Annotated in this window: 27 protein-coding genes; 16 read left to right on the top strand and 11 right to left on the bottom strand. The window is 41.9% G+C overall.

The window, feature by feature from the left end; translation table 11 throughout:
• Positions 1-3 precede the first annotated feature (3 nt).
• Genes PHE37_RS10990 through mrdA form a run of 13 tightly spaced genes read left to right on the top strand, consistent with a single transcriptional unit; the run spans position 4 to position 10,554 of the window.
• Positions 4-858, top strand: coding sequence for an NAD(+)/NADH kinase (locus tag PHE37_RS10990; RefSeq protein WP_299996538.1), 855 nt, complete (start codon positions 4-6; stop codon positions 856-858).
• A 3-nt stretch (positions 859-861) separates the two neighbouring features.
• Positions 862-2,403 carry an AAA family ATPase gene (locus PHE37_RS10985; protein WP_300008608.1) on the top strand — a complete coding sequence of 514 codons (1,542 nt, stop codon included), beginning with the start codon at positions 862-864 and terminating at the stop codon, positions 2,401-2,403.
• The gene (locus PHE37_RS10980) at positions 2,400-3,176 is read left to right on the top strand and encodes a TatD family hydrolase (protein ID WP_299995803.1); all 777 of its coding nucleotides are present in this window, start codon (positions 2,400-2,402) and stop codon (positions 3,174-3,176) included. Before PHE37_RS10985 ends, PHE37_RS10980 begins: the two co-directional genes overlap by 4 nt.
• Positions 3,177-3,191: 15 nt before the next feature.
• Entirely contained in the window at positions 3,192-4,403 is a 1,212-nt protein-coding gene (locus tag PHE37_RS10975; RefSeq protein ID WP_299995805.1) for a lytic transglycosylase domain-containing protein, read from the top strand.
• Positions 4,393-5,202 carry a septal ring lytic transglycosylase RlpA family protein gene (locus PHE37_RS10970; protein ID WP_324791568.1) on the top strand — a complete coding sequence of 270 codons (810 nt, stop codon included), beginning with the start codon at positions 4,393-4,395 and terminating at the stop codon, positions 5,200-5,202. The genes PHE37_RS10975 and PHE37_RS10970 overlap by 11 nt, the downstream gene beginning before the upstream one ends.
• 1 nt (position 5,203) lies before the next feature.
• The gene (hisB, locus tag PHE37_RS10965; RefSeq protein ID WP_299995807.1) at positions 5,204-5,776 is read left to right on the top strand and encodes an imidazoleglycerol-phosphate dehydratase HisB; all 573 of its coding nucleotides are present in this window, start codon (positions 5,204-5,206) and stop codon (positions 5,774-5,776) included.
• The gene (locus PHE37_RS10960) at positions 5,773-6,264 is read left to right on the top strand and encodes an HAD hydrolase family protein (protein ID WP_299995809.1); all 492 of its coding nucleotides are present in this window, start codon (positions 5,773-5,775) and stop codon (positions 6,262-6,264) included. Before hisB ends, PHE37_RS10960 begins: the two co-directional genes overlap by 4 nt.
• Positions 6,265-6,774 (top strand): LPS export ABC transporter periplasmic protein LptC, encoded by a 510-nt coding sequence (gene lptC, locus PHE37_RS10955; RefSeq protein ID WP_299995810.1) that lies wholly within the window; start codon positions 6,265-6,267, stop codon positions 6,772-6,774.
• A gap of 10 nt (positions 6,775-6,784) precedes the next feature.
• A complete protein-coding gene (gene lptA / locus PHE37_RS10950) occupies positions 6,785-7,279 on the top strand; it encodes a lipopolysaccharide transport periplasmic protein LptA (protein WP_299995812.1) in 495 nt (164 codons plus the stop codon).
• Positions 7,276-7,887, top strand: a complete 612-nt coding sequence (gene yihA, locus PHE37_RS10945) for a ribosome biogenesis GTP-binding protein YihA/YsxC (protein WP_299995814.1) — start codon at positions 7,276-7,278, stop codon at positions 7,885-7,887. The genes lptA and yihA overlap by 4 nt, the downstream gene beginning before the upstream one ends.
• A complete protein-coding gene (locus PHE37_RS10940; protein ID WP_299995815.1) occupies positions 7,884-8,348 on the top strand; it encodes an N-acetyltransferase in 465 nt (154 codons plus the stop codon). Before yihA ends, PHE37_RS10940 begins: the two co-directional genes overlap by 4 nt.
• Positions 8,315-8,770, top strand: coding sequence for a hypothetical protein (locus PHE37_RS10935; protein WP_299995817.1), 456 nt, complete (start codon positions 8,315-8,317; stop codon positions 8,768-8,770). Before PHE37_RS10940 ends, PHE37_RS10935 begins: the two co-directional genes overlap by 34 nt.
• Positions 8,767-10,554 carry a penicillin-binding protein 2 gene (gene mrdA / locus PHE37_RS10930; protein ID WP_299995818.1) on the top strand — a complete coding sequence of 596 codons (1,788 nt, stop codon included), beginning with the start codon at positions 8,767-8,769 and terminating at the stop codon, positions 10,552-10,554. The genes PHE37_RS10935 and mrdA overlap by 4 nt, the downstream gene beginning before the upstream one ends.
• A gap of 13 nt (positions 10,555-10,567) precedes the next feature.
• Here the strand turns inward: mrdA and ybeY are convergent, their stop codons facing one another.
• Complete coding sequence (ybeY, locus tag PHE37_RS10925; protein ID WP_299995820.1) at positions 10,568-10,990, bottom strand: rRNA maturation RNase YbeY; 423 nt, start codon at positions 10,988-10,990, stop codon at positions 10,568-10,570.
• Positions 10,991-11,046: 56 nt separating this feature from the next.
• Between ybeY and queC the strand changes: the two genes are divergently transcribed.
• Both queC and PHE37_RS10915 read left to right on the top strand, forming a co-directional pair.
• Positions 11,047-11,712, top strand: a complete 666-nt coding sequence (queC, locus tag PHE37_RS10920) for a 7-cyano-7-deazaguanine synthase QueC (RefSeq protein ID WP_299995822.1) — start codon at positions 11,047-11,049, stop codon at positions 11,710-11,712.
• Complete coding sequence (locus PHE37_RS10915) at positions 11,618-12,343, top strand: SprT family zinc-dependent metalloprotease (protein WP_299995824.1); 726 nt, start codon at positions 11,618-11,620, stop codon at positions 12,341-12,343. The genes queC and PHE37_RS10915 overlap by 95 nt, the downstream gene beginning before the upstream one ends.
• A gap of 7 nt (positions 12,344-12,350) precedes the next feature.
• On the opposite strand, the gene PHE37_RS10910 is transcribed toward PHE37_RS10915, so the two are convergent.
• From PHE37_RS10910 to mobB, 6 genes are all read right to left on the bottom strand, one after another.
• A complete protein-coding gene (locus PHE37_RS10910; RefSeq protein ID WP_299995826.1) occupies positions 12,351-12,494 on the bottom strand; it encodes a hypothetical protein in 144 nt (47 codons plus the stop codon).
• Positions 12,495-12,570: 76 nt separating this feature from the next.
• Complete coding sequence (locus PHE37_RS10905) at positions 12,571-13,575, bottom strand: hypothetical protein (protein WP_299995828.1); 1,005 nt, start codon at positions 13,573-13,575, stop codon at positions 12,571-12,573.
• Positions 13,572-15,518: a methionine--tRNA ligase gene (gene metG / locus PHE37_RS10900; RefSeq protein ID WP_299995829.1), complete on the bottom strand. Its 1,947-nt coding sequence runs from the start codon at positions 15,516-15,518 to the stop codon at positions 13,572-13,574. The genes PHE37_RS10905 and metG overlap by 4 nt, the downstream gene beginning before the upstream one ends.
• A 36-nt stretch (positions 15,519-15,554) precedes the next feature.
• The gene (locus PHE37_RS10895; protein WP_300008605.1) at positions 15,555-15,749 is read right to left on the bottom strand and encodes a hypothetical protein; all 195 of its coding nucleotides are present in this window, start codon (positions 15,747-15,749) and stop codon (positions 15,555-15,557) included.
• Positions 15,733-16,578 (bottom strand): class 1 fructose-bisphosphatase, encoded by an 846-nt coding sequence (locus tag PHE37_RS10890; protein ID WP_299995833.1) that lies wholly within the window; start codon positions 16,576-16,578, stop codon positions 15,733-15,735. Before PHE37_RS10890 ends, PHE37_RS10895 begins: the two co-directional genes overlap by 17 nt.
• A complete protein-coding gene (gene mobB, locus PHE37_RS10885) occupies positions 16,575-17,081 on the bottom strand; it encodes a molybdopterin-guanine dinucleotide biosynthesis protein B (protein ID WP_299995835.1) in 507 nt (168 codons plus the stop codon). The genes PHE37_RS10890 and mobB overlap by 4 nt, the downstream gene beginning before the upstream one ends.
• A 196-nt stretch (positions 17,082-17,277) precedes the next feature.
• Between mobB and PHE37_RS10880 the strand changes: the two genes are divergently transcribed.
• Positions 17,278-17,763, top strand: a complete 486-nt coding sequence (locus PHE37_RS10880; protein WP_299995837.1) for a hypothetical protein — start codon at positions 17,278-17,280, stop codon at positions 17,761-17,763.
• Here the strand turns inward: PHE37_RS10880 and PHE37_RS10875 are convergent.
• The 4 genes from PHE37_RS10875 to PHE37_RS10860 are packed head-to-tail and all read right to left on the bottom strand — an operon-like array spanning position 17,672 to position 21,607.
• Positions 17,672-19,324, bottom strand: a complete 1,653-nt coding sequence (locus PHE37_RS10875; RefSeq protein WP_300008603.1) for a lytic transglycosylase domain-containing protein — start codon at positions 19,322-19,324, stop codon at positions 17,672-17,674. The two genes, PHE37_RS10880 and PHE37_RS10875, sit on opposite strands and share 92 nt — an antisense overlap.
• Complete coding sequence (locus PHE37_RS10870) at positions 19,324-19,611, bottom strand: YggT family protein (RefSeq protein ID WP_299997916.1); 288 nt, start codon at positions 19,609-19,611, stop codon at positions 19,324-19,326. Before PHE37_RS10870 ends, PHE37_RS10875 begins: the two co-directional genes overlap by 1 nt.
• Positions 19,608-20,906 (bottom strand): glutamate--tRNA ligase, encoded by a 1,299-nt coding sequence (gene gltX, locus PHE37_RS10865; protein WP_299997913.1) that lies wholly within the window; start codon positions 20,904-20,906, stop codon positions 19,608-19,610. Before gltX ends, PHE37_RS10870 begins: the two co-directional genes overlap by 4 nt.
• Before the next feature lie 50 nt (positions 20,907-20,956).
• Positions 20,957-21,607 carry a TrkA family potassium uptake protein gene (locus PHE37_RS10860; protein ID WP_300008601.1) on the bottom strand — a complete coding sequence of 217 codons (651 nt, stop codon included), beginning with the start codon at positions 21,605-21,607 and terminating at the stop codon, positions 20,957-20,959.
• Between the last annotated feature and the right edge of the window lies 1 nt (position 21,608).

The following is a 21,608-nucleotide window of genomic DNA, read 5'->3' as shown; positions in this document are numbered from 1 at the left end:
ATATTGAAATTAACTAATATTAAACGTGTCGGTATGCTGCTTCGCCCCTCGACGCCTGAGCTTAAAGAGATGTTTTTCGAAGCGAAACGTATTTTCGAATCACGCGGGATCGAAGTCATTATCGACAATATCAGCGGCGGAATGATCGATGTGATGGGACAGCCGTTTGATATGATGTGTCAAAACAGTGATTTCCTCGTTACAATCGGGGGTGACGGGACATTGATCTCTGCCGTACGGCGTTCGTACAATTACCAGCTTCCTGTTTTAGGGATTCATGCAGGAAAACTTGGATTTTTAGCCGATTTGGATTTTGCCGAGCTCGAATCTTTTGTAGACAAGATGTTGGTGGGAGAATACCGCATCGATCAGCGTGCTATTTTGCAAGCTACGATTGTTACTCCTAACGGAATGAACGATATATTTGCTTTTAATGACATTGTATTAACCCGTCCGTCGATTGCAAAAATGATCCATTTAGAGACCTTTGTAGATGGCAGAAGTTTTAATACCTATTACGGGGACGGGGTTGTTGTTTCGACTCCTACCGGCTCTACAGCGTATAACCTTTCAGCCGGTGGGCCTGTTTTGTTTCCTTTGACGCAGGTATTCGCCCTGACACCGATATGCCCCCATTCGCTGACCCAGCGTCCGGTGGTTTTTCCAGGACATTTTGAGATCGAGATGAAAACACCGGATGCCAGTGCTTTGGTGATTATTGACGGTCAGGATTTGGTTGAAATCAGTGACAGTGACACCGTCCATATAAAACTCGCAAGCAATACCGCACGTCTGATTCACCGTAAAGAGTTTAATTATTTCGAAGTTCTCAAAGAGAAATTGGGATGGGGGAATTAATCGGTGATAGAACGTTTTTATCTTAAAGAGTTTTTGACATTTAAAGAGGCCGATTTGGAATTCCATCCCGGCCTCGTTGTTTTCACAGGCCCCAGCGGCAGTGGGAAGTCGATTCTTATGCGCTCTATTTTGGCTTCTGTAGGGTTGGATAATGTTGAAGCACAGATCTGTGAGTCAAGTGTGTCATGGAATATAGATGAGGAGTGTTACGGCCTTCAAAATGAACCGGTCAATATATTTCGTCATGTCAAAAAAGAGAAAACACGCTATTTTATCAATAACCAAAGTACCTCAAAATCTTCGATGGAATCGATCAGTACTAACTATCTGCGCCATTTAAGCCTCAAAGATTACAGTGATTTTGAACCGTCGGCAATTTTAAAGATAATTGATGAGCGTATCAGTGAACGAACACCCCAGTACGCTACGATATTGGAAAATCATCGCTCTAAATTTGCTGAGTTCAAAATCCTCTCAGATGAGCTTCGAAGTATTGAGGAGAAAGAAAAACATCTTTCCGAACTCAAAGAGTTCGCGCTCTATGAGATCGGCAAAATTGATGCGATCAAGCCGTATGTCGGAGAAGATGAAGAACTGGGTCTTATCAAAAAACAGCTCTCCAAAAAAGAGAAAATTGAAACGGCTATCGCTCAGGCACAGGGTATTTTTTCCTACGAATCGAATGTCAGCTCGGTATTAGGACTGTTGGAGGTTGATAGCGCGTTTTTTGATGATACGATGAACGAACTGCGCAGTGTTTTGGAAAGTTCATTGGAACGTATGGAAGAGCTCGAAGAGGTTTCGATCGAATCGGTATTGGATCGAATCGAGCAAATATCCGAGTTGAAACGTCGATACGGCAGCATTGAAGAAGCATTGGCGTATCGTGACCAAAAAGTATCAGAGCTGGAATCGTATGAGATTATCGAACACTCGAAAAGTGATTTGATCAAGCAAATTTCTGCTTTAAAAGCTACGCTGGATACAGGAGCAAAAGAGCTTTCTCTAAAACGTCATGCCATTTTGGGCGAAACACTGGAAAAACTCAACAGTTATTTGGGGATGCTCTATCTTCGGGAAGCGACATTGGAGCTTGAGCCGTGCGAATTAAATGCATCCGGATATGATAAAGCGGTATTGGGATTATCGGGGACAAAACTCGATAAGCTGAGTTCCGGAGAATTTAACCGTTTACGATTGGCGTTACTGGCATTAGGGGTAGAGAGTATGCAAAGTGACGGAGGGGTTTTGATGCTCGATGAGATCGATGCAAATCTAAGCGGAGAAGAATCGATGAGTGTTGCGAAAGTTCTGCGCCATCTCGCATCACGTTATCAGATTTTCGTTATTTCACATCAGCCTCAGCTTACTTCGATGGGGCAGCAGCACTTTTTGATCTATAAAGACGATGAGAGCCGTGTCCGTGAACTGAACGATCTTGAGAGAATTGAAGAGATAGCCCGAATTATCAGCGGAGATGCAATCAGTGATGAAGCACGGGGCTTCGCACGAGATTTATTTGAACGCGCAAGAGGATTATCATGATTATCGATACGCATGTCCATTTAGACGATGAACGCTACCGCGAAGATTTCGATGCAATGATGGAACGTGCATCCGATATAGGAGTAGAGGCTTTTGTAATACCGGGAGCACATCCTGCGACATTGGAACGTGCAATCGAGATATGCGAAGCTTATGATAATGTATATTTTGCCGTTGGTGTTCATCCCTATGACATGGAGACGATGGAGACGGTCGATTTTGATCATTATGTTCTACATCCCAAATGTGTGGCGATAGGAGAGTGCGGACTGGACTATTTTAGACTTGAAGGGAGTGATGAAGAAAAACATCAGGAAAAAATGCGTCAGGCTGAAGTGTTTCGTCGGCAAATCCGTATCGCGAAACACTATCATAAGCCGTTAATCGTCCACATTCGTGATGCAAGTCATGATTCAAAAATGATTTTATTGGAAGAGGGTGCAGGAGAAGTCGGCGGAGTACTGCATTGCTACAATGCGGATGATGAGCTGTTATCACTCGCCAATGAAGGATTTTATTTCGGTATCGGCGGAGTTGTCACTTTTCAAAATGCCAAGAAACTTGTCAATATTCTTCCTAAAATCCCTCTTGACAAACTCGTCATTGAAACGGATGGACCTTACCTCACTCCTCATCCTCATCGGGGTTCTCGCAATGAGAGTGCATATACCCGTTATGTCGCCGATAAAATGGCTGAACTCCTTCACATCAATGCACAAGAGGTAGAAGAAATAACAACACATAATGCCAAAAAGCTGTTTGCATTTGGATAGGGTAAAGGAAGAGGGATGAGGAAAATAATAGCGATATTACTTTTAGTCCCTTTGATGCTGATGGGCATTGGATTTGATCCGAATGATAAAAATAAAATAGAGATATTACGCCATTTTGACATTCCCGCCTCATTTTTAAGAGATCCCTCATTACACGATGTTTATTCACAAAAAAAACGTGATACCTCCTTGCAAGGGTTTGATGATGCCTCTGAAAATGCAAATTTGCTTCTTCCTATGCTCTCATCCTTGATAGCACAATCCGACTTACCGAATGAATTTCTATATGTAGTATTGGCGGAATCGCAGCTGGAAGTCGATAGTACCTCTTCACACGGGGCAGCCGGGTTATGGCAGTTTATGGAGACAACCGGAAAACTTCAGGGGCTTCAGGTCAATCAGTATGTCGATGAACGTCGTGATCATATCAAATCGACACGTGCTGCTATTGCCTATCTAAGCAGTTTAAAAAAACAGTTCGGAAAATGGTATTTGGCTTTGATTGCCTACAATTGCGGTGACGGTCGATTGACAAGAGCTATACAAAAAGCGGGAACAACCGATTTAAATGTCCTGGCAGATCCCAAACGTGCCTATATCCCTCATGAGAGCCGGAATTATATTCGCACTGTCGTTGCATTGGCTTTTTTAGGCTCTGAAGATCCGTATTTATCACAATTTACTTCAACTCAGGAAGCAGTAGAAAATCCGATTGCAACGGTTTATCTTCCCAAAGGTGAAAAAATAGATCGAATCGCCGCTGTTTTGGAGATGCCTAAAACGAAACTAATCAGTCTTAATACCCACCTAAAAAAAGGGGTAACACCCCCGAATGCACAATCCTATCCTGTATACATACCAAAGGAAAAACTAGAGGCATTTCAACAAAAATTTCAGCCAAAGGATATTCAAGGGTATTTCATTATGCACCGTGTAAAATCGGGTGAGACGTTAGATCAGCTCTCGAAACGTTATAACGTTCCTAAAAACTCGATCATGATGGAAAATATGATAGGCGACAATGAGGACCGTAATCTCAACCGTCGTGTAAAAATACCGATTACCAAACCATTTTTAAAGAATCCCCGCCTTTATACCGCTAAATCCGGCGAAACCCTCGCTTCAGTCGCTGCATTGTATAATACAACAATTGAACAGTTGAAGCTGAAAAATCCGTTTGCGTCCAATGTACTTAAAGAAGGGGAGGAGATAAAGGTTGCTGATTAAAACCCTTGCTGTAAGTCTCGCACTCATATTTACCGGATGTACGACACGATACGGATCCTATTCGTACCATCCGCCAAAACCTTCTCAAAAATACCCTTCAGAACAGCTGGCAATGAGTTCATCCAATGTGTATAAACCTAATGGTGAGCTTCATGCAACGATGCGACCTTATACCGTTTTCGGAAAAGAGTACTGTCCGACCGTTGTTCGGGTCGGAGATACCTTTAGCGGAAGAGCGAGTTGGTACGGAAATGACTTTCACGGAAAATCGACCTCCAGCGGTGAAGGGTATGATATGTATGCTATGACGGCAGCGCACAAAACGTTGCCGATGAATACCGTAGTGCGGGTAACGAATACGGACAACGGAAGTCAGACAGTCGTTCGAATCAACGATAGGGGTCCTTTTGTTGAGACTCGGATCATCGATTTGTCGTATGCGGCAGCAAACGCTATCGGTGTCGCTCAAAAAGGGACGGCAAATGTTACTCTCGAAGTATTAGGATTCGAACCTTCAACATCACGTACGATCAATATGCAGGCAATAGCGAAAGGTCCGCAAGAGAGGGTGATGAATAATTTTTATGTTCAAATCGGCTCATTTGAACGATTTGAAGGGGCATCCTACACAAAACAAAAGTATGCTTCTTTTCATAGCTACTCTGCAATCATTAAAGATACAGAGTATAATAACAAACGACTATTTCGTGTATGGCTGAGCGGATTCAAATCAGAAGCCGAAGCGCGCGATTTCATTTCACAGGGCTATTTTAAAGGCTCATTTATTATAGGGGAATAGGATGATCCACAAAAAACGTCAAACCAAAGAGACCGATATTACATTGTCTCTCACTATCGCAGGTGAAGGAAAAAGTACCATATCGACCAAAGTAGGCTTTTTGGATCATATGTTGGAAAGTTTTGCCAAACATGCACAAATGGATTTGAGTGTTGAATGCGTCGGAGATATCCATATTGACGATCACCATAGTGTTGAAGATATCGGGATTGTGCTAGGGCAGGCATTACGTGAAGCGATCTATCCGATTGAAAAGGTTGAGCGCTTCGGCAGTGCCGTAATCGTGATGGATGAAGCGGCAGTAAGCTGCGATTTGGATCTGAGCAACCGGCCATTTTTGGTCTATGATGTTCCGGTTTCAGGTAAAATCGGAACGTTTGATACGGAGCTTGCAGAAGAGTTTTTCCGTGCGGTTGTTTTTAATGCCGGAATTACGGCGCACATTATCATGGTACGCGGTAAAAACAAACATCATATTATTGAAGCGGCTTTTAAATCGCTTGCCGTGGCATTGCGACGTGCATTAGCGAAAAATGATCGTGCCGGGGTTCCAAGCACCAAAGGGGTACTGTGATTCGATTATTGATCTTAGATGTCGACGGATGTATGACGGACGGGAAAATTATTTATACGGCTGATGGATTGGAGTTGAAAAATTTCAATGTAAAAGACGGATTCATAATTAAAGCATGGGTAAAAATGGGCCATATTGCCGCAATTATTACCGGACGTGACTCCTCAATCGTAGCACATCGTGCAAAAGAGCTGGATATTGCCCATTTGCATCAAGGGGTCAAAGATAAACGTGCAGTTGCAATTGCGATGTGTTCAGAACTCGGGATAGAACCCCATGAAGTAGCGGTAATCGGAGATGATCTAAATGATTATAACCTTTTGCAGTGGGCGGGACAAGCCTACACCCCGCGTGACGGTTCCGAGTATCTTAAAAGTTTCGCAGAGGTTTTGGATCGATGCGGCGGAGATGCCTGTGTTCGCGAAATGATTGAAAAAGTAATTCGTCGAAACGGCGAAGAAGAAAAATTCTTAGCGCTGTGGATCTAAATGTCGATTAACGTTTTTTTTGTTTTGCTATTGGTTTTGCTGATAGGTATGTACGGTTTTTTTAGCCCAAATTATGTTGCGCATCAAGACAGCCGTGAAATTCCTAAAATAGAGTTAATCTCTTTCACCATGTATGAAATATCTCATAAGGGGATCGAACATATTTTAGAAGGGAAAGAGGGGCGAAAATATGATGACCGATATACGGTAACATCAGCAAATTTTAGCGATAATACGAAACATTTATTTCAATCTATCCATTCAGATGATCTTAAATACCAAGATGACATTGTTACCCTAAAAGGAAATGTCCATTATATTCGTGAAGACGGGCTGGAATTTCGTTCAAATGAGGGAAAATACGATACGAATGCATCGCTTATTCAGACTGCCGGGCCGTTTATACTAACTCAAAACGGTAACCGGGTCGATGGCGAAAAATTGGTGTACAACACCGAAAAAGATTTTGTATCCGCTGATCGTATTCGCGGAAGTTACAACTTAAAATAGGAAATAAACTATGATTATTCGAACACTTATTATATTATTTACACTGACATTTATTACACTAAATGCTGAAGAGCTAAAAGTTATATCCGATAACTTTAAAGGGGATCAGCAAAAAGGTGTTGCGGTCTTTACCGGAAATGTCAAAGTGACTAAAGGTATGGATGAACTAAATGCGTCAAAGGTGACTATTTATACCGATAAAGATAAAAAACCGTATAAATATGTGGCTGAAGGCGGTGTCTCATTTTTTATCGTTACAGAACAACAAGAAAAATATCGCGGGAAGTCTCAAAGCGCCGTTTATATGCCCAATGAAGGGGAATATCAATTTTATACCAAAGTTGATTTGATTCGATTGGATGATTTCCGTCGTGTCAAAGGGGATAAAGTGGTCGTCAATATGTCACAGGGAAATGCTGTCGCTGAAAGTGCAAAAGATGAGCCTGTTATTATGACATTTACGCTTCAGGAAAAAAATTCAAAACAAAAAAGTACAGCTAAATGATCGAGATTATTGATTCTTCGTTTCTAACCTCGGCTCCCAATATCAGATTGACACCTGAAAACGAGTACCAAAATGAAGTTGCGTTTATGGCTCGTTCCAATACCGGTAAGAGTTCATTGCTGAATACATTAACAAAGCGTAAATCGTTAGCCAAAGTATCGGCTACTCCGGGTAAAACCCGTTTGATTAACTATTTTGATGTAGTATTCGCCGATAGGGAAACCGGAGAACGTTTAAGTGCAAAATTTGTCGATTTGCCGGGATTCGGGTACGCAAAAGTGGCAAAATCGCTTAAGACGGACTGGGAAAGCAATCTTACAAATTTCATCTCTGAGCGTAAACAAATACGCGTATTTGTCCATCTTATTGACTGCCGTCATCCCGATTTGGAGATCGACCGTTCGGTGGATACTTACCTGAACGAAATTAGTACCCCGGATCAGACGATCGTCACTATTTTTACCAAGATTGACAAACTGAATCAAAAAGAGCTCTCCGAATTAAAAAAACGTTTCCCGGGTGCCATAATGGTTTCCAATTCGAAACGAAAAGGGGTAGATGCGATTGTAGAGCATCTGTACCGATTGCTTAAAAGTGATTCTGAATGAGTGTAATTACGTATATAAAGCCAACTTTGCGCGATATTCCTGCGATGCAGCAGCTTGTAGAGCCTGAAATCGAATCCGGTGTGATTTTGCCGCGCAGTGATGATGAAATTGCCACGAATATACGGTCGTATTTTTTGGCAATGGATGGCGATAAACTGGTTGGTTTTGTGGCGCTTCATATCCATTCGCCTTCGTTGGCAGAACTAAGGTCTATGATTATCGATACACAGTACCGCGGAATGAATATCGGAAGTACGCTGGTTGAAAATGCATGCGCTGAAGGTCGACTTCTCGGTCTAAAAGAAGTATTGGCATTGACCTATCAACAGCGCTTTTTTGAACGGTTGGGATTTATTGAAATTCCTAAAGAGACGATCCCTGAACATAAAATCTGGGCTGATTGTATTAAATGTAAACATTTCCCCGTATGCAACGAAGTTTCTCTTATCAAAACGTTATAAATCGACTTCTTTTAGTCGGTTTATACGTTGTTTATATCAGCCTGAGCAGTATCTATCTTCTATTGCCTCCAATGCTTGCAATACTTTTTTATGCCTATCACGATGCACTCAGCAAACATGATCTGTTTCGATTAATTACCGTATCTGCAATGCTGTTGGTCTTTGAAGCAGACAAAGGATTTTGGTTCGGAAGCACTATAATATTTTTTACTCTGCTATCCCGTTATTTGCTTCCTAAATTTGAACAGGTTATTCAATGCCGTATCTGTATGGCGGCGATCTTTTCTGTATTGGGATATCTCGGATATTGGACATTTATGTGGAGTGCCAATGGTATTCTTCTCCTCCCTTCTCCTATGATCGATTGGCATAGCGGATTGTATATGATTATTGAATTTTTGATTTTATCGGTTGTGATATGAAGATTAAAATAATTTTTACACTTTTTGCGATTATTTGGATCGGTCTTGTTGTACGGGTATTTCATTTAGCGGTTCAGTCCAATGACTATTATGAAAATCTTTCTGAAAACAACAGTATCAAAACTGAGCTGTCAGCTCCGGTCCGAGGTGAAATTTTGGACCGCACGTTGGACCCAATCGCCATTAACGAATTAGGATTTAAGATTGCGTTGGCACCTCATTTAACTCATGGAGACGATAGAAGCCGACTGGATACTGAGATTGCATATTTGCAATCGATGATACCGTCATTGGATGCTCAAAAAATAGCAAAAGCCTATATCATGCAAGATTCATATTACAATCACTCTTTTATTGATGTGGTTGATTTTGTCCCTCATGAAACCATAATTCCCCTTTATGCACTAATGAATTTACGAGAAACGATCAAAATTTCTCCTTCGCCTAAACGCCTTTATCCGTATGGTCCTGTAGGCTCACATCTGATCGGTTATGTTGCCAAAGCGAATCAAAAAGAGATTGATCAAGATCCCTCCCTCCAGCTTTTAGGGCATGTCGGCAAAAACGGTATTGAAAAATATTATAACAGCTACTTGCAGGGAATTGCAGGTGAACGCCGTATCAAGGTGAATGCGCATAATGTTGAAATTGAAGAGGTGGGACGCAGTGCTACCCAAGAAAACCATAATCTTGTATTGAATATTGATATGCGTTTACAAAATTTTATTACCAAGATTTTTGAAAAAAGGGTAGGTGCTATCATCGTCATGGACGTACACGGTGCGATTTATGCTGCCGGTAGTTTTCCGGAATACGATTTAAATACCTTTGTTTCCGGAATCAGCTCTGATGAGTGGAATGCATTGATGAACAGTGTCGATGCTCCATTTACTAATAAAATCATCAACGGTCTTTACCCTCCGGGGTCAACGGTCAAAACCGGGATGGGATTGATCTACATTACATCAGGTATGTTAAATGAAAACACGACCTTCATGAGTACCGGTTCTATGCGATTGGGTAACCGAACTTTTAGAGACTGGAAAAAGACGGGTCACGGTATCACAAATATCAATAAGGCGATCGTTGAGAGCTGCGATGATTATTTTTACCAAGGGTCGCTTCAAGTCGGAATCGATCGTATGAGTGATGGACTCATCCGAATGGGGCTCGGTAAAAAAACGGGAATCGATCTTCCGAATGAATTTATAGGAACCGTGCCCAGCCGTGCATGGAAACGACAACGGTTTCATCAGCCGTGGTATCAGGGTGAGACACTCAATACCTCGATCGGGCAGGGTGATTTGTTAGTAACGCCGATGCAAATGGCAGAATTCACCGCATTGATGGCAACCGGCACATTACCGATCCCACATATTGCAAAAATGATCGGAGAGAATCCTTATGTTCCGGTACCGCTGGATGTTTTGACACCGACGGAAAAACAGAAGCTCCCTATTATCCAACGCGCGATGCGCGGTGTTTGTAATGACCCTAACGGAACAGCACATGCCAGAGTTACGACTCGCTTTCCAATTGCAGGCAAGACGGGTACGGCTCAAACAACAGGAATCGCGCAGGGGACGAAAGATCGTCAAAATGAGAAAAGTATGGAGTATCTAAAACGTTCTCATGCTTGGTTCACAACTTACGGACCCGCGGATAATCCGCAGTTTGTCGTTACCGTCTTGGTTGAACACGGCGGTCATGGTGGAGAAGAAGCAGGGGGGATCGTTTCAGAGATTTACAATAAACTTGACGACCTGGGATACATTAAAAAATAAACACCTGAGGATACTATTCTTCCAATGTTCTAACGATGAGACTTTTCGGGAGTTGAAATCGTTCGATCAATTCGGATTCACGCTGCCGCATCTCACCGTTATCGACTTCATGATCGTAGCCCATGAGATGAAGCATTCCATGGATAAAAAGCAAGGCGAGTTCATGATCAACGCTGTGACCGAGAGAGGTCGCAATTTCATCTACTTTATCCACACTGATAACAATACTGCCTAAGGGTGCACCGGGGAATGGATCGCTCGGAAAACTCAGGACATCGGTCGCTTTGTCGATGTTGCGGAACTCTCGGTTAATTTCGGAAATTTCACGGTTATCGGTCAAAATCAGCTCGATTTCTTGTTCGCTCAATGCATCCGCTATTTGCTCTAATAGGGCAAAATCATAATTTTTGTCGGTTCGGTTGTCAAGTTCTATCATAATGACATTGTAGCATAAGCGTACCCTTGCTAAAATCTCACGAAAGGGATTTCATAATGAATAAAAAAGCACTTTGTATTATGAGCGGCGGAATGGATTCGACTCTTGTCGCCTATATCATGCACCATCGCGGATATGAGATTGTCGGACTTCATTTTAATTACGGTCAGCGAACCGTCAGTAAAGAACTCTCATCTTTTCGCACGATATGTGAAGAGTTAGGGGTACATGAAAAATATGAGATTGATCTTGATTTTTTCAAAACAATCGGTGCATCCGCATTAACGGATCACTCTCTCAGTGTTCCGACTGAAGGGATTGAACCGGGTGTTCCAATCACGTATGTCCCTTTCCGAAACGGTATTTTTCTCTCCATTGCAACGGCAATTGCGGAGAAAGAGGGGTGTGAAGTCATCGCTATCGGTGTGGTCGAGGAGGATAGCAGCGGGTATCCCGATTGTCGTGAAGCTTTTATTGATACTTTTAGCAAAGCGGCAAATCTGGGAACGAAAGAGACAACCCATATATCGATTGAGATGCCGTTGGTGCATTTGCAAAAGTCTCAGATTGTTCAAGAAGCATTGCTTTTAGGTGTACCGCTTCATATGACATGGAGCTGTTATCAGAGTGAGGAGAGCGCATGCGGCGTTTGCGATAGCTGCCGTCTGCGTCTCAGAGGCTTTGAACGAGCTGGAGCCGTTGACCCTATCAATTATGTTTAATTCACAAACGTCTCCTATCATAGTCGAATATCGCCCCCGTAATCGCAACACCTATATTCGTGTTTCGGATGATGGGGAGATAAAAGTTCGGACCCCCCTTAAAAATGAAGCTGCCATACGACGTATTTTAAAGCTCAGAGAAGAGTGGATACAAACCACACTCCAGGCATTACACGTACGACACTGTGAAAAGCATGAGTTGGGAAAAACAATCCGTTTCCGTGGCGAAAATCACTCTGTCGAACAATTGCCAAATCTGCTAAAAAAGATCGAAAAATGCGAAAAAAGTCTTAATATTGAAAAATATTATCACCAATTTTATCGAGATGAAGCAATTTTTACACTTCCGTCACGTGTGGCACATTATGCACGAAAAATGGATTTACACCCGAAAGAGATACGTTTCAAACGAATGCGGAGTCGATGGGGAAGTTGTGACAGTAACGGTATCGTGACACTCAATACGTTGATGATGCAGCTTTCCTATGAACACATCGATTATATTATTGTCCATGAACTGGCACACTTATGCCATTTAAACCATTCTAAATTCTTTCACTCACTTGTACGGGAATATTTGCCGAATGAAAGAAAACTGCGCAGTGAACTCAAAGCGATACGACCGCTGTAAGTAAAACCTATTCTTTTTCTTTTTCGGTTTTTATTGCAGCACTTTTGTTCATCTTGGCTTTTTTCATTAACATAACTATTAATACCGGTGAACCAAACGTGATGATTAACAAAGCCACAAAAATGATCTGCATATCCGTCATTATAGACATCTTTTTTCCTTTTGTCGTGTAGACTCCAGGTATTATAGCTGTGGTTAGTTAATGCTAAATCTTTGATATGAAAATATTAAAAAATGAGTTCGAGCTGTTTCATAGAAGAGCGTGAAGGATTCAATATCCCTTTGTCTACCCCGGCTACAAGGGCAAAATGGAAACTTTTCGATTGTAATATTGTCAGAATCTCTTCAGGGTATCGGTAGAAAAAGATATTTTCAATACCGATTGTGAGAGAAGAACGCATTGTATCCGGTAATACATAGATAATTTTTGCCCACGAAGCCTGAACATCCAGAAAATCAATCTGTTCATCTATTAATTCAAGCAAAGGTTCGAAAATGATGACACGGTCACTGCTTCCGAATTCTTTGATTTCCAGCCGTGAATTTGTAAATACGGGGATAAAATGCCCCATTTTACTAAATCCTTTGATGACGAACGGAATTCGAAGAAAGGTATAAAAAAAGAGAAGATGTTCGAGATAGGGGACAAAAAACGGTGAAAGCATTTGTCGTTCATAAAACGTATCGTTGTGGATAAATGAGGTTTCAAAGAGTGTTTGTTCGATAATGGTAATCGTATTTTCTTGAGCGCGGATCAGTTGCGAGTGTTCTATAAATATATTTGAATCGCTCAGAGCAGGGGAGAAGAGAACAATCGATTTTTTCTCAAGCGGCCATAACTTTTCCCAAATTTCACGCATAGAACCTTCAATATTGCAAAAAGATGGTGGTGTCAAGATCATCGATGAAAGGTGCAGGGTAATCGGATCACATGCGTATACTTGAAGTTCTTTTTCAAGAAGATAGAACCGAAGCAGTTTTTTAAGAGCGTTATCGATATTTTCGACTTTGATCCAGGCTACTTCACTGTCGTTGATTTGAGTAGGCTTGTCGAACATAACACCATAAGCACCGTTTTGAAGCGCTTCGGGGATATCTTCGGGAGAATAGGCGACAAAAAATGATCCACGCTTTACTTTTGAAGGGTCAAAGACAACACTTTCAAAGAGACTGACGGAAGGCTCTCCTAAGAGGGTTCCTTTGGTCAGTGCGAGGATATTTTCAAGTCTCATCCAACCGAACTTCCACTTAAACGTGGTTTTTCAGGACGAACAAGACAGAGCCCATCCGCATCTTTGGCAGCTAAAATCATCCCCTCGGAGAGCATTCCCATCAGTTTCGCAGGTTTTAGGTTTGCGACAACACAGACCTGTGTCCCGATCAGTGATTCGGCACTGTAATATTCACGGATACCGGCGATGATTTGGCGCGGAGTCTCTTCACCCAAATCAACTTGCAGTTTGAGGAGTTTTGAGCTTTTCGGAACTTCTTGAGCATTTAGAACCGTTCCGATTTTGAGGGAAGTTTGGAAAAATTGATCGATTGTGATAAGACCATCGAGAGAGACGGTAGTCTCTTTTTTATCTTCCATTACCGGATGCTCGACTTTTGGAGCCTCTTCGATCATCGCTTTCGGTGCCTCTTGCATCAACGGTTCATCCACACGTGGGAAAAGCGGCGGAATTTTTTTGATGGTAAAGGTATCGAGAATACCTTTGTTAATGATAAGTTTTGTATAGCTTTCCGTCGTAATTTCAAATCCGAGTGCATCTGCAATGGTTGCCGTTGTACTTGGCATGATAGAGTGGAGCATCACGGATGCTTTGGCCAGCAGATTAGCAACCAAAGCGACGGTAGCAAGGGCTTCATCCGTACGTCCTTCTTTGATTTTTACCCACGGAGCATGCTCTTCGATTGCTTTGTTCCCGATGGTAAACACTTTCCACAGCTCTTCAAGGAAACGGTGAAGCTGAAGTTCATAAAAATAAGTATGCAAAGAATCTAAAATAGTATGGGTATCATTGAGCTCTTTACTATGGTATTTTGCAACGTCAGAACTATCAATCACGAAATTGGAGTATTTTTCGCTCATTCCGATGATACGATTGAGAAGATTACCTAAATCGTTCGAGAGATCCGAATTCATACGGTCGATCAGCGCGCGTTGTGAGAAATCGCCGTCTTGACCGAACGGTACTTCACGCATCATGAAATAGCGGAAGTTTTCTGCACCGTAGTGTTGGGCCACTTCGCGAGGATCGACGACGTTCCCTTTGGATTTTGACATTTTTTCACCGTCACGCGTCCACCAGCCGTGAGCACCGATATGTTTAGGCAATGGCAAACCGAGACTCATCAAAAATGCAGGCCAGTAAATCGCATGGAAACGGAGAATATCTTTACCTACCAACTGTACGTTTGCAGGCCAAAAATCCATCTTAGCTTCGTCTGAGCCGTATCCAAGGGCGGTAACATAGTTCATCAGTGCATCGAGCCATACGTACATAACGTGTTTAGGTTCATTTAACGATTCCGGTAAATGGACCCCCCAGCTAAAACTGGTACGGGTAACGGAAAGATCGTTCAACCCACCCTTTACAAAGCTGATGACTTCATTACGACGCGATTTAGGGAGGATGAATTCCGGATGGGCTTCATAATAGTCTAAAAGCGGTTTTTCATATTTTGAAAGGCGGAAAAAATAGCTCTCTTCTTTTAAAATCGTCGTTGCTCTACCACAGTCTGGGCAGCATCCTCCATCCATAAGTTGAGATTCGGGAAAGAAAGTTTCACAGCTGACGCAATAGTTCCCCTCATAAAAATCTTTATAAATATCACCGTTTTCAAACATTTTAAGAAAAGCGGCTTGAACCCCTTTCTTGTGGGACTCATCCGTAGTTCGGATAAATTGATCGTAACTAATATCAAAGTCATCCCACAAGTTGCGGAAAGTAGCGCTGATCTCATCGGCAAATTCCTGAGTCGGTTTTTCGAGTTTCTTTGCCGCTTCTTCGATTTTTTGACCGTGTTCATCCGTTCCGGTCAGGAAATAGGTCTCATTTCCGATCAGGCGTGAATAACGGGCTAGAGAATCTGCGATAAACGTAGTGTAGGCATGACCAATATGGGCTTCACCGTTTACGTAATAAATAGGAGTCGTAATGTAATTTTTCATGTTAATTTTTTACCCTTTTAAAATTCAATCGTTTCATCAAAAATCAAATCCGCCGGTTTCACCCTTGGACATACTTTCATATACCGTTCGGATATATTTAGTGCGAATTTCACAGCCGATACATTGTACGCATACGTAACAACTTTCTACTTCGTGATCTTGCTGGCATGATTGGAGAATTTGCATCGCTTCATCCAAGCGCTCTTCATAAACTTCATTGTTGTCCGGCATAGACACTGATAACCTCATCAATTTCATTCGCTGATCCGAAGAAGCACGGACTGGTATCATGGACATGCTTCGGCTCTTTTTCTAATACACGTTTTGTTCCGTCAACGGCTTTCCCGCCCGCTTTTTCAAAAATAAAGGCAAAAGGGAAAACTTCAAACAGCATACGGAGTTTCCCTTCCGGTTTATCACTTGCACCCGGATAGCTGAATAATCCGCCCCCTTTTAAAAGGATTTGGTGTAAATCAGGAACCATACCGCCGGAGTATCGAAGGCGATAGCCGCGTGCAAAGAAACTGTCGATCATTGCTTTATGGAATGGTGCCCAGCACTGCTGCGTTCCGCCAGGAGCATTTATTTTCCCTTTTTCATTCAAAAGGATATGCTTAACAAATTCAAATTCACCGTTTTGGAGCAGATAGAGTGACACATGTTCCTCATCGGCAAAAACCAGTTCAACACGAGGACCGTACACTACGTAGCAGCTCCCGACCATTTTACTCGGAGTAAACTCACCCTCATAGATGCCGAAAATCGAACCTACGCTGAGATTGACATCTACAAGGGAAGAACCGTCCAGTGGATCAAAGGCGATAAAATAATGGCCGTTTTCGTTGAGTACCATAGGGTGCTCTTTTTCTTCACTGGCGATCGTATGGACTCCGGCAACATGGCTGAGTTCCTCTTCAATAATCAAATCACTTTGAATATCCAGCTGTAGCTGAGTTTCTCCGGAGCTGTTTTGCTCTTGGGAGTAGCCGATATCTTTGACATCAATTGCATGTTTAATGCGTATTGCACTTTTCTGGATTGCTTCTAAAATAACATTCATTTCATAACCTTTGCGTGAGCTAAAATCCACTCGATCACTTGATCGGGGTTGTTGAGATCGAGTAAATCAATACCTTCTGGGATTGTATAGTGAGCCGTATCGATGCTTTCATCAATAGCAAGGGCATTCATATAGGGAAAATAGTCCGTATCGATAGAACCTCTAAAAATACTGATACGCGGGAGCGGTAAATTTTTAAGCCCCTCAACCAGTAAAACATCAAATTCGCCGAAAAGGGCGATTAACTCGTCGAGCTCTTTGTGACGTTGTGAAAAATACGTGGTACGTGTCGGAGAGGTTACGATGACCTCAGCACCCGTATCACTGAATTTATAACTGTCTTTTCCCGGTACATCGAATTGGGCTTTGTCTTTGGGATCATTTTTTACGATGGCAACCTGTAAATTATGCTCATGAATTAATTTCCGTGCCACTTTTAAGATAAGTGTCGTTTTCCCGCTGTTGGAAGGACCTGTGAACGCAACCGCTAAACGTTTTTTCAAAAAAATCAACCTCTGTTAAATTATAGACATTATAGTCAAGGTTCATTTTAAACTTTCTAAAGAGCTCAGGCAAAATACAAAGCTATCTCTATTTTCAATAACTTTATACTTTGAGATGCGAAAAAAAATGGTGTTCTAAAAAAATATAAGGCGAGATGACGTATAATAGTGATTATTCGATGACAAAAGGATTGGGATGCGATTATCTTGGATAGCTTTATCAGCTTTATTGGCTTTTAGCGGATGTGCACAAAAAGGGGCATTTGATCTTTTTAAAATAGATAAAGCACATGAACGCGCGGTTGAGCAGCTACGAAGCGGAAGCATTCTGCTGTCTATGGAGACTAAAGCAATTTTCTCGACGTTGTATCTCAATAAAATCGATCCGCTCCAATATAAAGACGGTGAATATTTTGTTGCCTCCGTTTATTTTGAAAATGATGATTCAACGACGAAGATAAGAGAGCTGGAATCAAACGGGTATGAGCTGACACTTAACGGTAAAAAAGCAACACTTATCGAGCCTCTCGGAGAGAAAGATCCCCGACGTGCTTTGATACCGGTTCAGAATAATTGGAATCGATACTATTTTATTCGGTTCGACCCAGTGTCTGGCGATTCTTTATCGCTTCGGCTCGAAAATAATCAGACTGGGTCGGTTGAGTTAAATTATCGAAAATAGCTTTTATCGAAACTTCTTCACCTAAAATTTTCTTATACATTACATAGTTGGCAAGTACACGCTTGCCATACTCCCGATTTTCATCATTTCCGATCAGTTCCATACTCAAAAACGGTTCGTACTCTCCGGGGAGGAAGCGTCCTCCTTCCATTAACAGACGTTTTGTCGAACCGAGTCCGCCATTGTAGCCGTATGCGATCAAGACGGGGTTATGAAGATTATTGATCAAATGCTGTAAATGGGCTATTGAATAAACAATGCTGTATTCCGGTTGTAACATGTCAAAATAGTTTGACGGTTTTAACGGAAGGACTTTACTGATAGAATCGACATTAAACGGCATGATCTGCATAAGTCCCAGCGCAAACGAACGTGAAATCAATCCTGGAATAAAGCGGGTTTCCTGACGCATTAGAGCATAGATGAGGGCCTTATCATCGGTGCTAACTGAACTCATATACTGATCGTAGGGCATCGTAAAATTGTGGATGTATGGCTCATACGTCCGTTCCAAGACGTATCCTTGTACACCGACTGAGTCTTCTCCGTCACAACGGTCAATAAGGTTTACAATGGTTTCAGGAGTCGAGGCTTTGATTTCATGTGAAAACAACCGCCATTGAAACGGGTCTATTCCGTTAATACTATCAGTGCGCTGAGTAGTCGGAAGGGTGGTAAAATAATTTTCCGTCGGCAATTGCAGTATTTCTCTTGCATAAAGAACATACATGTTGATATCAAGGCTTTGGGAAAGTTCAGTCAAATAATTTTGATCTTTGGTAATTTCATAGAGCCAAAATACGATTTTATCTCGATCGATCGGAGAAGAAAAACGCCCTTTTGCCTCTTTTAAGTGCTCTACCGCATTTTCGAGTTTACCGTATTTAACGGCATTCATGGCGAGAAAAAAATGGGTCTGCGGGTCAAAGTTTCCAACGAATACATCCGCGATGGATTGCTGCATCTGATCCATTGCAGGATCTGTAACGGCTAAAAAGACGATTTGAGAAAATGCAGGACTTTGGCCCAACGCCTCTAATACTTCAGAAGAAAGCGTATGGTTGAAGCGTTCATGGCGATACGTTGCACCTGCGAGACGGAAGACGATCGTTTCATTATTCAGATTGTCTACTGAAGTGTACATACTCTCTTGATTCATGGCTCTTAGCCATTCAGTATTTCCAAAACGGTTATTAAGACCGACGGCAATATTCTCACGTTCTTCCGGTTTTAACGCCGTTGCTTTAGCCGGTGTAAGCGCAAGCATGAGACAATCGTCTTGTTCGATCAAGGGTAAATTACACGCTTGCTCACGGAGGCAGGAAGCGGTATATTTTATCTCCTCTTCATCCGTTTTTGCAGCATAATCGAATAAAAAACGCTCATTTACATTGTCAATCTGATAAAACGCTTCGGATGCCTGTGAAGCATTGATATCCTGATGTAAAAATTGCCAAATCATAAAATTTTTTTGACGTGAAGCCGGCTTATCATTAATTTCATCAAGGGTAAAACCCCAGACCCCGGTTACGAGGCACAGTGCTAAAATAAAGAAACGCATTACGATAATACTAAAGCATTGATAATGTTGACCAATAAGACATCTAAAACTTGGAGTAAAATAACCAAGATTAGTGGTGCAAGGTCTAAACCGTTAAACACTGTCGGCATTACACGGCGAATGAGCCGATATGCAGGTTCTGTTAATCGGTAAATAATTTGAACGATCGGATTATACGGATCAGGGCGTACCCATGAGAGGAGGGCTCCGATAATCAAAACCCAGATATAGACGGTAATGAGGGAATGGACGATTCCTCCCACTCCGGAAACAATTCCTGCCATCATTTGACTACCTCTTTGAGATAGTTTTTGATATGCGTGTATAAATCACCCATTTCAGGACCATGTTCAGCACCACTGAGTAAAAGGCGAAGCGGTTTAAAGAGATTTTTCCCTTTCAATCCGCTATGTTCCATCAAATAAGCTTTATAGGAATCATAATCATCGAAATGGGGAGCTTTTTGTGTTAAATCACGTAATAGTTCAAAGCCCTCTTGATATTCTTCAGGTACATTCTTAGGGGAAAAAATTGCACCGATTTTTGCACGAAGCTCTTTGAGAGTACTTGCCTCTTCCAAAAAGAGCTTGGCAAGATTTCCGATCTCTTCATCGGCAAATCCGACATAACGTGAAAGTTCTTTAGGATCCAGCCCCTTGAGATGTTCACGGTTGATAAATTTGAGTTTGTCGATATCAAAACGGGCAGGGGCTTTGGATATCGTTTTAAGATCAAACCATTTGATCGCTTCTTTAACACTAAAAATTTCAAGCGGAGTTTTATTACCCATTAAAATGAGATAGTTGCTGATCGCTTCCGGCAGATATCCCTCTTCAAGAAGCCATTTCACACTGGATGCATCATCGCGTTTCGACATCTTTTTACCCTCATTACCGAGAATAATAGGCAAATGGGCGTATTCCACTTTTTTGGTATATCCGAGCGCTTCATGAATAGCAATCTGTTTTGGAGTATTGCTGAGATGATCTTCACCACGGATAATGAGAGAAACATCAGCGAGCATATCATCGACGGCACAGGCAAAATTGTAGGTTGGGTATTTGTCCGCACGCATCAAAATAAAGCTGTCGATATCATCCGGAGCAAAAGTACTTTCCCCTTTAATCAAATCGGTAACGGTAATAGAATGTTCCGGTTTTTTCAAACGGATTGTAAAGGGCAGAGGGTTGTCGATCACCTCTTCAGCCGGAAGATTTTCACAAGTGCCGTCATAACGGTATGCAATTTTGCCCTCTTTAGATGCTTCTCGTTTTGCATCCAAAGTTTCAGGTGTACAAAAACAGTTAAATGCTTTTTTATCTTGGAGCAGTTGCAAAGCCATTGCTCGGTGAAAACGCAAATTATTGCTTTGAAGTTGTTGTTCTTGGTACTCTATCCCAAAAAGGGCTAATATCTCAAAAATTTCTTTTTCTTTACCGGGGATATTACGCTCTTTATCAGTATCTTCGATACGAATAAGAAGCGGCTCCTCACGTTGGACGGCTGATATATAATTAAATAGTGCGACGCGGAGATTGCCGATATGCATATCTCCCGTCGGGCTTGGAGCAAAACGGAGCATAAGTATTCTTTCCTAAAATATTTTTCGTATTTTAGCAGAAAGAGGCTAACTCATACCTTTTTGCTGAGAGCTTCGATGTGCGAACTATTGCCTAAAACGAGGAGTATATCACCCTTTTCCAATATATCGTCATTTTCAAACGAGGTGTACCATACACCCTGGTGTTTATAGGCGATCGGTTTTACTTCAAATTCATTTTCAAAAATCGGAGAGAGGATTGAGATACCAACCCAAAATGACGGAACGGTCAGTTTAGCAATTTTCATCGTGATGGAAAGATCAATGGTCTCATAATGCATATTTGCAACCATTTTTTTGACAATCTTTTTAGCGGATTCCATTTCCGGATAGATAACTTTAGCCGCACCGAGCTTGGAGAGAATTTGACCGTGTACGGTTGTAATCGCTTTGGCAATAACCGTCTCTACGCCGAGCTCTTTAAGTGCCATAACAGTAAGGATACTTGCCTCGATATTTTCACCAATACTTACTACGGCAACATCGACATTCCCGATTCCTGCTTCGCGTAATGCTCGCATGTCGGTTGAATCGAGAATGATAGCGTCTTGAACAAATTCATTAATATCGCGTACCTGTTCCTCATCTAAATCAGCTGCTATGACATTGACACCTTGCTGAGCCAATCCTTTTGCAACATGAAATCCAAATTTCCCCAAACCTAATACGGCATATGTATTCATG

Source organism: Sulfuricurvum sp. (genome assembly GCF_028681615.1).
Classification (GTDB): Bacteria; Campylobacterota; Campylobacteria; order Campylobacterales; family Sulfurimonadaceae; genus Sulfuricurvum.
This window is presented reverse-complemented; position numbering and strand designations above follow the sequence as displayed.

What these genes read in the sequence shown, in the direction of transcription:
- PHE37_RS10975 (WP_299995805.1), top strand. Translation starts at nt 3,192, where the DNA reads ATGAGGAAAATAATAGCGATATTACTTTTAGTCCCTTTGATGCTGATG.
- PHE37_RS10880 (WP_299995837.1), top strand. Translation starts at nt 17,278, where the DNA reads ATGCGATTATCTTGGATAGCTTTATCAGCTTTATTGGCTTTTAGCGGA.
- lptC (WP_299995810.1), top strand. Translation starts at nt 6,265, where the DNA reads ATGTCGATTAACGTTTTTTTTGTTTTGCTATTGGTTTTGCTGATAGGT.
- PHE37_RS10935 (WP_299995817.1), top strand. Translation starts at nt 8,315, where the DNA reads ATGCAACGAAGTTTCTCTTATCAAAACGTTATAAATCGACTTCTTTTA.
- PHE37_RS10905 (WP_299995828.1), bottom strand. Translation starts at nt 13,575, where the DNA reads ATGAGACTTGAAAATATCCTCGCACTGACCAAAGGAACCCTCTTAGGA.
- metG (WP_299995829.1), bottom strand. Translation starts at nt 15,518, where the DNA reads ATGAAAAATTACATTACGACTCCTATTTATTACGTAAACGGTGAAGCC.
- PHE37_RS10910 (WP_299995826.1), bottom strand. Translation starts at nt 12,494, where the DNA reads ATGTCTATAATGACGGATATGCAGATCATTTTTGTGGCTTTGTTAATC.
- PHE37_RS10980 (WP_299995803.1), top strand. Translation starts at nt 2,400, where the DNA reads ATGATTATCGATACGCATGTCCATTTAGACGATGAACGCTACCGCGAA.
- PHE37_RS10870 (WP_299997916.1), bottom strand. Translation starts at nt 19,611, where the DNA reads ATGATGGCAGGAATTGTTTCCGGAGTGGGAGGAATCGTCCATTCCCTC.
- hisB (WP_299995807.1), top strand. Translation starts at nt 5,204, where the DNA reads ATGATCCACAAAAAACGTCAAACCAAAGAGACCGATATTACATTGTCT.
- ybeY (WP_299995820.1), bottom strand. Translation starts at nt 10,990, where the DNA reads ATGATAGAACTTGACAACCGAACCGACAAAAATTATGATTTTGCCCTA.
- yihA (WP_299995814.1), top strand. Translation starts at nt 7,276, where the DNA reads ATGATCGAGATTATTGATTCTTCGTTTCTAACCTCGGCTCCCAATATC.
- queC (WP_299995822.1), top strand. Translation starts at nt 11,047, where the DNA reads ATGAATAAAAAAGCACTTTGTATTATGAGCGGCGGAATGGATTCGACT.
- PHE37_RS10875 (WP_300008603.1), bottom strand. Translation starts at nt 19,324, where the DNA reads ATGCGTTTCTTTATTTTAGCACTGTGCCTCGTAACCGGGGTCTGGGGT.
- PHE37_RS10860 (WP_300008601.1), bottom strand. Translation starts at nt 21,607, where the DNA reads ATGAATACATATGCCGTATTAGGTTTGGGGAAATTTGGATTTCATGTT.
- PHE37_RS10940 (WP_299995815.1), top strand. Translation starts at nt 7,884, where the DNA reads ATGAGTGTAATTACGTATATAAAGCCAACTTTGCGCGATATTCCTGCG.
- lptA (WP_299995812.1), top strand. Translation starts at nt 6,785, where the DNA reads ATGATTATTCGAACACTTATTATATTATTTACACTGACATTTATTACA.
- mrdA (WP_299995818.1), top strand. Translation starts at nt 8,767, where the DNA reads ATGAAGATTAAAATAATTTTTACACTTTTTGCGATTATTTGGATCGGT.
- PHE37_RS10895 (WP_300008605.1), bottom strand. Translation starts at nt 15,749, where the DNA reads ATGCCGGACAACAATGAAGTTTATGAAGAGCGCTTGGATGAAGCGATG.
- gltX (WP_299997913.1), bottom strand. Translation starts at nt 20,906, where the DNA reads ATGCTCCGTTTTGCTCCAAGCCCGACGGGAGATATGCATATCGGCAAT.
- PHE37_RS10890 (WP_299995833.1), bottom strand. Translation starts at nt 16,578, where the DNA reads ATGAATGTTATTTTAGAAGCAATCCAGAAAAGTGCAATACGCATTAAA.